Consider the following 9673-nt stretch of genomic DNA (forward strand, 5'->3'; position numbering starts at 1 on the left):
CGGCGGGCCCCGGCCGCGGCCTGCCTGGGGGTGGTGACGGCGCTGGCCGCGCTGGGGGTGGTGGCCCCTGACGGGCACGACCAGGGGCCGCTGTCGGTGGCCGCCGTGCAGGGCGGGGGGCCGCGGGGCCTGCGGGCCGTCGACTCCGATCCCCGGCGGGTGTTCGACGCTCACCTGGAGGCCAGCCGCCGGCTGGTGGTGCCCGGTTCGGTCGACCTGGTGCTGTGGCCCGAAGACGTGGTCGACGTCGACCACACCTTCGCGGGGTCACCCGAGGAGGCCGAGCTGTCGGAGCTGGCCCGGGAGCTGGGGGCCACGGTGGTGGCCGGCGTCGTCGAGGAGGAGGCGGGGCGGGCCGGGGAGGCAGGGAGGTTCCGCAACGCAGCCGTGGTCTTCGGTCCTGACGGGGCGGTGGTGAGCCGCTACGACAAGGTCCACCGGGTGCCCTTCGGGGAGTACGTGCCCTGGCGGTCGTTCCTCGACGGGCTGGTCGACTTGTCGGCCGTGCCCCGGGACGCGGTGGCCGGTGAGGGCGCGGCCGTAGTCGGGTCCCCGCACGGCCGCCTGGCCGTGGTCATCTCCTACGAGGTGTTCTTCGCCGACCGGGCGCGCTCTGGGGTCACGGCCGGCGGCCGCCTGTTGCTGGTGCCCACCAACGCGTCGTCGTACACGACCGAGCAGGTGCCTGCCCAGGAGGTGGCCGTGGCCCGCCTGCGGGCCGTCGAGACCGGGCGGTGGACGGTGCAGGCCGCCCCTACTGGCTACAGCGTGATCGTCGACCACCGGGGCCGCGTGGTTGTCCAGGGCGGCCTCGGGGGACAGGAGGTCTTGGCCGCCGAGGTGCGCCTGCGCTCCGGGCTGACGCTGGCCAGCCGGGCGGGCGACTGGCCCGTGCTGGTGCTCGCGGGGCTGGTGTTCGGGCTCTCTTGGGCGATTAGGAAGAAAACTTGAGTCACTAACGCACAGGTTTATTGCCTTGCTAGTCCCGAAGTGGTAGATTCTGGGCGTACCGAGGAAGGAGGACATATCCGATGGTGATGCGATTCGACCCGTTCCGTGAGCTCGACCGGCTCAACCAGGAGCTATGGGGCGCCACCCAGCGGCGGCCGTCGGCCATGCCCATGGACGCCTACCGCCAGGGCGAGACGTTCTACGTGCAGTTCGACCTGCCCGGCATCGACCCGTCGAGCATCGAGCTGACCGTGGAGAAGAACGTGCTGACGGTGCGGGCCGAGCGGCGCACCGACCTCGACGGCGACGCCGAGGTGTTGGTGGCCGAGCGGCCCCAGGGCAGCTACAGCCGCCAGCTCTTCCTGGGCGAGACCCTCGATGCCGAGCAGATAAGGGCCAACTACGAGCAGGGTGTGCTCACTCTGACCATCCCGGTGGCCGAGGCGGCCAAGCCCCGCCGCGTCGAGGTGGTGGCCAGCGCCAAGGCCAATGCCATAGAGGCGTAGCCCCAGCCGTTTGACCGGGGGCCGGCCGCCGGTCAGGCTCGGCGGCCGTGCCCGGCACCCTGCCACCAGCCCTGCATATCGCCCTGCTCACCTACCGGGGCAACCCCCAGTCGGGGGGCCAGGGGGTCTACACCCACTACCTGAGCCGCGAGCTGGTGGCCCTGGGCCACCGGGTGACGGTATTCAGCGGTCAGCCTTATCCCGTGCTGGCCCCCGGGGTCGAACTGGTGGCCGTCCCCAGCCTCGACCTCTACCGGGCCGAGGACCCTTTCCGCACGCCGGCCCGCCACGAGTTCCGCGACGCCGTCGACGTGCTGGAGTTCGCCGTCATGTGCGGGGCGGGGTTCCCCGAGCCGCTCACGTTCAGCCTCCGGGCCAGGCGGGAGCTGCGGGCGTGGTCGGGCCGGTTCGACGTCGTCCACGACAACCAGTGCCTGGGTTACGGCGTGCTGGGTATCGCCCGCCGCTTCCCGACGGTGGCCACCGTGCACCACCCCATCACCGTCGACCGCGCCCTCGACCTGGCCCAGGCCCCGGACTGGCGGCGGCGGCTGTCGTTGCGCCGCTGGTACGGGTTCTTGCGCATGCAGAAGCGGGTGGTGCGCCGCTTGCCCCGCCTGCTCACGGTGTCGGAGTCGTCCGCCGGCGACGTCTGCCGCCAGATGGGGGCTCGCCGCTCGCAGCTGGCGGTGGTGCCGGTGGGGGTGGACACCGCATTGTTCCGGCCTCTCCCGGGCGTGGACCGGGTACCCGGCCGGCTGGTGACCACGGCCAGCGCCGACGTGCCCCTCAAGGGCCTCGTCCCCCTCCTGGAGGCCTTGGCCAAGGTGCGTACCGAGCGCCACGCCGAACTGGTGATCGTGGGCCGCGCCCGGCCCGACAGCCCCCTGCGGTCCACCATCGAGCGCCTGGGCCTGCAAGACGCGGTCACGGTGGCCGGCGTGGTGGGGGCCGAGGACCTGGTCGAGCTGTACGCCGGGGCCGAGCTGGCGGTGGTGCCATCTCTTTACGAGGGCTTCTCCCTGCCCGCCATCGAGGCCATGGCGTGCGGGGTGCCGCTGGTGTGCACGACGGGGGGCGCCCTGCCCGAGGTGGTGGGCCGCCACGGCCGCACGGCCCTGCTCGTGCCTCCCGGCGACCCCGGGGCGCTGGCTTGCGAGATCGGCCGGGCGCTCGACGACCCGGCGCTGCGCTCGTCGCTGGGCGAGGCGGGCCGTTCCCGGGTGCTGGAGCGCTACTCGTGGCGGGCCACGGCCGAGGCCACCGTCGTGCAGTACCGCGCCGCCATCGCCGCCCACCGAGCCGGTGGCCGCCGGGCCGGCGTGGGCGGATGACGCCGTGCTGACAGCCGGTCGTGACCGCACCGACGGTCAGCCCGGGAGGCGCGGGCCGGGCCGGCATGGGCGCGTGGCGCCGTGCTGACGGTCGACTTCGACCGCCTCGACGTCCGCCCCGGTATGCGGGTGCTCGACATCGGTTGCGGCCTGGGGCGCCACGCCTACGAGGGGGCCCGGCGGGGGGCTCGGGTCGTGGCCCTCGACCGGGAGGCGGCCGACTGCAAGGACACCGCCGCCGCCCTGCCCGAGCACGGCCTGGGCTGGGCCGTCAACGGCGACGCCCTGGCCCTGCCCTTCCCCGACGGTTCGTTCGACCGAGTGGTGGCCGCCGAGGTGCTCGAGCACGTCGACGACGACCGGGCCGCCCTGGCCGAGCTGGCCCGGGCCCTGGCCCCGGGGGGGCGCTTGGCCGTGACCGTCCCTCGCTGGTTGCCCGAGCAGGTGTGCTGGGCCCTGGCCGACGACTACCACGCCCCGGCCGTGCCCGGCGGCCACGTGCGTATCTACGGCCGCCGCCAGCTCACGGCCCGCATGGCCGCTGCCGGCCTGCGGGTGACGGGCCACCACTACGCCCACGCCCTCCACTCGCCTTACTGGTGGCTGAAGTGCGCGGTGGGCGTGGGCGACGACGACCACCCCCTCGTGCGCCGGTACCACGGCTTCCTGGTGCGGGAGATCTTCCGGCCCCGCCGTTCGGTCCGCCTCCTCGAACGCGCCCTCGACCCCGTCGTGGGCAAGAGCCTGGTGGTCTACGCGTGCCGCTGACGGCGTCCGAGCGGGCGGCCACCGTCGACTGGATAGCGGCCGTCCAACTGGCCGACGGCATGGTCCCGTGGTTCCCCGGGGGCCACGCCGACCCCTGGAACCACGTCGAGGCGGCCATGGCTCTCACCGTGGGGGGACGGCTGGCCGAGGCTCACCGGGCCTTCGAGTGGCTGGTTGCCCACCAACGGCCCGACGGCGCCTGGCACCAGTACTACGTGGCCGGTCCGGCCGGGGCAACGGTCGAGGTCGCCCTGCTCGACGCCAACGTGACCGCCTACGTGGCCACCGGGGTGTGGCACCACACCCTGGCCACGGGCGACGCCGGTTTCGCCGAGGCCATGTGGTCCACCGTGGAGGCGGCCATGGGGTTCGTGCTCGGCCTCCAGCAACCTGGTGGCGAGGTCCTGTGGGCGCGCCACGCCGACGGCACGCCGTGGACGTTCGCCCTACTCACGGCGTCGTCGAGCACGGCCATGAGCCTGCGCTGCGGGGCCGCCCTGGCCCACCGGCTGGGCCGCGACCGGCCCCGGTGGGAGGCAGCCGCCGCCCGGCTGGCGAGGGCCGTGGCCCACCGGCCTGGGGCCTTCCTGCCCAAGGACCGCTGGTCGATGGACTGGTATTACCCCGTCCTGACCGGCGCCGTCACCGGGGACGAGGCCGCTCGCCGGATGGACCGAGGGTGGGACCGGTTCGTCATGGACGGCCTGGGAGTGCGCTGCGTGTCGGACCGGCCCTGGGTCACCGCCGCCGAGACGTGCGAGGCCGCCATGGCGTGTGTGACCGCCGGCCGCTTGCCAGCGGCTCGTGAGCTGTTCGGGTGGGCCGCCCACCTCCGCCACGACGACGGGTCCTACTTCACCGGCATGGTCCACCCCGACCGCGCCCACTTCCCGGCGGGCGAACGTTCTACCTACTCGGCGGCCGCCGCCGTCCTGGCGGCCGACGCCATCGACGGCCGCGGGCCGGCTTCGGCCCTGTTCCGCCCCGGCTCAGTCACCGTCGCGGGGCCATCGTGAGCCCCCGCCGTGGACTGAGCGGCGGCGGCAGTCGAAGCTGACCTGCCCACGTCCGGCGGAGCACTGCTCCCCGAGGCGGCGGTGGCCGTTCCTCGGCTCACTGCTGTCGATGCCCCCTGCGGCGAATCGCCGGGGTGGTGGGGCCGGATGCGGACGGATGTCAGGGGCGCCGGATCGCGATACGGCGGCCGTTGGCCGCCTGGGTGCGCAGTGCCTCGAAGTCTGTGACGTCAGATGTCAGTACCAGCACACCGTCGCGGCGGGCCGCGTGGTCGGCCACTGCGACGACCACCGCGTCAACCGCTGAGGGAGCGCGCCTGCGGGTGGGAGCGACCTTGTCACGCAGTTCGCCGGCCGCGTGGGCGCGTGCCTCGTCGAGCTCCGGCCGCCGGGTGGCCCGCAGCGCCGTTCGCAGCCGCTGGTCCTGAGGTCGACCCGTGAATCGCTCAGCCAGCACCACCGTGGGCACGACGAGGTCGTAGCCGGCTTCGAGCAGGGCGCGACGCCACTCGGGTGACCCCAACTCGTCCAACGCCGTTGAGTCGAGGACGCAGGCCGGCATCACCCGGCGAGGCGCTCGACCGCCAGTGCGGCTTCGGCATCGGCCAGGATCTGCCTGGCCCGGGCCAGCTTCCTTTCGTCGTAGACGCCGCCGCTGTCTTCGTACTCGGCGACTTGGCGCGCCAACTCCGATCGAGCAAGGGCCGTCTCGGCAACCTCGGCGATGCCCCGCTCGCACGCGGCCGAGAGGTTCACCCCGAGTTTCCGGGCCCGATCGAGCAACGCCTCGTCGATCGTGACGGTGATCCTGCGCTTCGCCATGGTGTGCATGATAGTGCACACTGGGATGCAGGGCGCCGGTAGTTGGTGGGCCCGGCGTTGTCCACGGCCCCGGGTCCGGTTGCGAGGCGCTCGAGGGTCTCGAGGTTCGGGCGGGCCCCACCCGACGTCCTCGATCGGCAACCACTCGACCGCCCGAAGGACATCCAGTCATGGTGCCGACACCACCCACAAGTCGCCTTGGGCTCACTCATCAGGCAGGTCGTTCACCCACTGCTGCCCCGGTCCCCCTGGTCGGTAGAGAACATATATGAGTATAGCCATCGCGACACCGACACACACTGCTATCGGGTAGGGAATTCCCATCAACAGGCCGAACGCCCCGAGATTAATGCCAAACAACGTCGAGTACAGCAATGGCCGCCTCGCGACTGCACGCATCACCCGTTCATTCCCTCGCAGGCGTCTTCTCAAATCGCACCTTCCTCCACACGCTCCAGTGCTAGCTACTTCGACCTGAAAAAGTAGGTGCCAAAAAGGCCTGTGAACTGGGCTTTTGCATTGCCAGGGTGCTCGCGATCCGGCCCGAATGTCGTCAGGATGGCTCCAACCTCCCGTTGCGCAAGAGATTGGAGCGACCGTGCTGAGAACGACAAGCCCGCAGCCGACGTTGTGGGAGTCCATCCTGCCGGAGTGCTGCCTGGGCCTGCCCGGCGACCTCGCCGCGATCGACGAGCTGCTCGACGACAAGCGGTTCTTCGAACCCTTCCGGCCGTTCTTCGACCCCGTGATCGGGCGGCCGTCCATCCCCATCGAGACCTACCTGCGCATGATGTTCCTCAAGTACCGCTACCGGCTGGGCTACGAGCCTCTGTGCCGTGAGGTGGCCGACTCCATCGCCTGGCGGCGGTTCTGCCGGGTCCCTCTCGACCAGGCGCCGCCGCATCCCACCACGCTGATGAAGATCACCTCCCGCTGCGGCGAGCGGGCGGTGGAGGGCCTCAACGAAGCGCTGTTGGCCAAGGCGGCCGAGAGCAAGGTCATCAAGACCGACAGGGCCCGGGCGGACACCACGGTGGTGGAGGCCGACATCTGCTACCCGACCGACTCGGGGCTCCTGGCCAAGGGCGTGGCCAAGCTCGCCCGCCTGGCTGGCCAGATCAAGGCCGCCGGCCTGGCCACACGGACCACGGCCCGGGACCGCACCCGATCGGTGCGCCGGCGGGCCCATGCCATCGGGGCCTGGCTGCGCCGGCGCAGCGACGACGCCAAGGAGGAGGCCAAGGCCATCACCGGTGAGATGGCCACGATCGCCACCTTGGCCATCGCCGATGCCCGCCACGTCGCACTCAATGCCCGCCGGGGCCTTCGCCGCAAGGTGATGTCGGCCACGGGCCGGGCCGCGGCGATGGTCGCCGAGCTCGAGCGCACGGCGGACCTGGTCGAGCGCGTCGTGGCCCAGACCCGGGCCCGCCTGGCCGGCGGCGTCCCCGACGGCTCGACGCGGGTGGTCAGCCTCCACGACGCCGATGCCCGCCCCATCGCCAAGGGCCGCCTGGGCAAGCCCGTGGAGTTCGGCTACAAGGCCCAGGTGGTGGACAACGCCGACGGCATCGTGCTCGACCACACCGTCGTGGTCGGCAACCCGCCTGACGCCCCCATGCTGGTGCCCGCCATCGCCCGCATCACAGCCCGCTTCGGTCGTGCGCCCAAGGCCGTTACCGCGGACCGCGGCTACGGCGAGGCCAAGGTCGACGCCGACCTCGAAGCCCTCGGCGTCAAGCGCGTGGCCATCCCCCGGCGCGGCAAGCCCGGCGCTGCCCGCCTGAAGGTGCAGCGGGGCGGCGCCTTCACCAAGCTGGTCAAGTGGCGCACCGGCTCGGAGGCGCGCATATCCCACCTCAAGCGTGACTACGGCTGGGCACGTTCGCGCATCGACGGGATCGGCGGCACCCGGGCCTGGTGCGGGTGGGGCGTCCTCGCCCACAACGCCACCAAGGTCAGCGCCCTGATCGAGGAGGCCGGCACGGTGACCGTTCCCGTCACCAAGCCGGCAGCCAAGCGCCCCGCCGACCGGGGGACCGGCCCACCGCCAGGGCGTGCCGGTGCAGCCGTCGCCTGAGCCCCGTTCCCCGCCTCCCGCTTCACTCCGCAGGCCCCGACGGTCCGGCAAGGGACCGAACGGGCGGCGGAGATCGAAGCGAGGGCCGGGAACGGGGTTGCGGGGGCCGGTGCAGGCCGACCAGGGCCATCGGTGTGGTCGGCCGGCCAAGTTCTTCAGGTCGAAGTAGCTAGAGATCGCTACTTGCCCTTGTGTCGGGTGGCCACGTGGCGGTTGGCCCCGTCGAAGACCAGCTCCTGGCCGTCGAGGCCCACCACGTTGCCCCGGCTGTCGTAGGCCAGGGCCACGGTGGCCGGGGAGCTCGAGAGCAGGTGGTCGTCGGTGCCGTAGCAGTAGTCGGTGGCCCCGCCGTTGTCCACGGCCCGGGTGCGGTTGGTGTTGAGCCCCGCGGCCTGGGCAGGCCCGCAGGCGGCGGTGGCCGAGAACTCGTAGGACAGGTCGTGGCCCGCCACCTTGGCAACGACCAGGCGGCCGGCGCCGTCGTAGCCGAAGTTGGCCGAGCCCAAGGAGCCGAAGCCCCCCGTGCCGGGGTGGGCGTCGGTGCCGTCGACGCGCTGGTCGGCCACCCGGCCGGTGCGCGAGCGCCACACCTCGTCGCTGGCCGTGGCCCCCCCGGCGAAGGCCCAGGCCAAGGTGGTGGCCGCCCCGGCCCTGTTGCGGCCGAGCTCGGCCAGCGTGGTCCCGTTGCCGTAGGCCACCGAGGTCAGCTCCCCGGTGGCGGGGTCGTAGGAGGCCGTGGCCAGTAAGGTGCCGCCGAGGTCCCTCATCCGTCGGACAAGTCGTCGACCCATCGCTGCCCTGGTCCTCCAGGTCTGTAGAGAACATATATCAGGATCGACAGCGCGACGCCTACGCCAGTCGCGACCGGTAACGGAGTTCCCACTAACAAGCCAAAAGCTCCCAACTTCACGCCGAACAGCACCGAACACAATACCGGTCTCTTGGCGATCTCACGCATCGCCCATGCGTTCCCCCGAGAGTATCTCACGGTCGCGCATCCTTTCTCGCTATCGAGTCGAGCGAGGATCGAGCATTACAGTCAATGCCCCCCTACTAATGTAACTAGCAGGCACTGGGCTGCCGCTGCCCTGCGATGAAAGCCGTAGCCAAGAAGGAAACCCCGAGAGGAAGGCCATGCCCTACCTCACTCGCTTAAGGTAGGCCCAGAGAGCTAACCCGCCACAAGAGAGAATCCAAGCAGCGAGCCCTGCGTGGCTGATCGCTGTCCAGCCCGTCACCGGAGCAACATCCTTGGTCCCGGAGGCGTCGGCGGTGGCCATGATGTCGCCGTAGACGTTGGGGTACCTCCGCCTCTGGTGCTGGCCGGTGACCACCATGTCAGGAGGGGGCCGCCTCAACGTCGTCCACGTCTCCGTAGAATAGTGGATGCGAGAATGACTCCGAGTACCAGCACAGCGGCGGCAACGAATCCGCTGAGACTTGGCTCGCCGAGAGCCGCAGTGAACGCGATCGCACCAGTGAGGCAGGCGGCATAAATCCAGGCCGTTCGCGTAAGATTCGGGCACGTTATCCGGTGGAACAGGTGCCCACTACAAAGCTCACAGGGTTGATTCATTCAGACCACTCCATTCTCATAAGGTCAGCACCCAAACGGGCTATGGATGGCCGAGAAAGCACCAGCAGCACCGCCGATCCTGTTCGCGTCAGCCGCCCAAGCAGCATGCCCTAGCCCCTTCGCGATTCCGATCGCGGTCCCTCCAGTTCCGGCTGAGGCAATCCCGACTAGGGCGGTCTTAGCAATTTGCCCGCCACTGCACGTCGGGTCCACGAACGCTGCGCTGATGGCGAGAGCTGACGCGCCTACCCCAAGGAGAAGGCCGGCTACCGGGCTCGAGGCCGAAAAGGCTGCTATCCCTAGGTGCGTAATCCGGCGAAAGCGGACACCTGTTCCGGTTGATTCCGGACACCCGTTCCGGTTGATTCCGGACACGGTCGGGGACGGCGCCGATGACGTTCAGTTGGGCGTGGGGCTGGTCGTGACCTCCTTCCCGGCGAAGGTTATGGGAACGATCACGCGTCGGCCCCGGTCGACGGTCCCGGCTGGCGCTTGCGCATGGAGGGACCCTTGACCGTGATGCGGTGGGCGGCCTGCAAGACGCGGTCGAGCACGGCCTCGGCCAAGGTCGGGTCCGCCATGGCCGCGTGCCACTTCTCGACGGGCAGCTGGCTGGCCAC

9 protein-coding genes and 1 pseudogene are annotated in these 9673 nt (G+C 71.1%); 6 read left to right on the forward strand and 4 right to left on the reverse strand.

Translation table 11 applies throughout. The features are described 5' to 3' along the window. The 5 genes from lnt to AB1673_01935 all read left to right on the forward strand — a co-directional run. The coding region (gene lnt, locus AB1673_01915; protein MEW6152733.1) for an apolipoprotein N-acyltransferase at positions 1-951 on the forward strand (951 nt) is incomplete at its 5' end. Positions 952-1031: 80 nt separating this feature from the next. Then, positions 1032-1457, forward strand: coding sequence for an Hsp20/alpha crystallin family protein (locus AB1673_01920; protein ID MEW6152734.1), 426 nt, complete (start codon positions 1032-1034; stop codon positions 1455-1457). A 47-nt stretch (positions 1458-1504) separates the two neighbouring features. Next, on the forward strand, positions 1505-2791 hold the full coding sequence (locus AB1673_01925) for a glycosyltransferase family 4 protein (GenBank protein ID MEW6152735.1): 1287 nt from the start codon (positions 1505-1507) through the stop codon (positions 2789-2791). Positions 2792-2872: 81 nt separating this feature from the next. After that, positions 2873-3559 (forward strand): methyltransferase domain-containing protein, encoded by a 687-nt coding sequence (locus tag AB1673_01930; protein ID MEW6152736.1) that lies wholly within the window; start codon positions 2873-2875, stop codon positions 3557-3559. Next, positions 3550-4575: a prenyltransferase gene (locus AB1673_01935; protein MEW6152737.1), complete on the forward strand. Its 1026-nt coding sequence runs from the start codon at positions 3550-3552 to the stop codon at positions 4573-4575. Before AB1673_01930 ends, AB1673_01935 begins: the two co-directional genes overlap by 10 nt. A 160-nt stretch (positions 4576-4735) precedes the next feature. Here AB1673_01935 and AB1673_01940 read toward each other — a convergent pair whose 3' ends face one another. After that, on the reverse strand, positions 4736-5137 hold the full coding sequence (locus AB1673_01940) for a hypothetical protein (GenBank protein MEW6152738.1): 402 nt from the start codon (positions 5135-5137) through the stop codon (positions 4736-4738). After that, complete coding sequence (locus AB1673_01945) at positions 5137-5397, reverse strand: type II toxin-antitoxin system CcdA family antitoxin (protein ID MEW6152739.1); 261 nt, start codon at positions 5395-5397, stop codon at positions 5137-5139. The genes AB1673_01940 and AB1673_01945 overlap by 1 nt, the downstream gene beginning before the upstream one ends. Positions 5398-6025: 628 nt before the next feature. Here AB1673_01945 and AB1673_01950 point away from each other — a divergent pair. Continuing rightward, positions 6026-7366 (forward strand): annotated as a pseudogene (locus AB1673_01950) (ISNCY family transposase). A gap of 290 nt (positions 7367-7656) precedes the next feature. Here the strand turns inward: AB1673_01950 and AB1673_01955 are convergent. Continuing rightward, positions 7657-8244: a hypothetical protein gene (locus tag AB1673_01955; GenBank protein MEW6152740.1), complete on the reverse strand. Its 588-nt coding sequence runs from the start codon at positions 8242-8244 to the stop codon at positions 7657-7659. Between the two features lie 1264 nt (positions 8245-9508). Then, entirely contained in the window at positions 9509-9673 is a 165-nt protein-coding gene (locus AB1673_01960) for an ATP-binding protein (GenBank protein ID MEW6152741.1), read from the reverse strand.

Source organism: Actinomycetota bacterium, from assembly GCA_040754375.1.
Lineage (GTDB): Bacteria > Actinomycetota > Acidimicrobiia > Acidimicrobiales > AC-14 > JBFMCT01.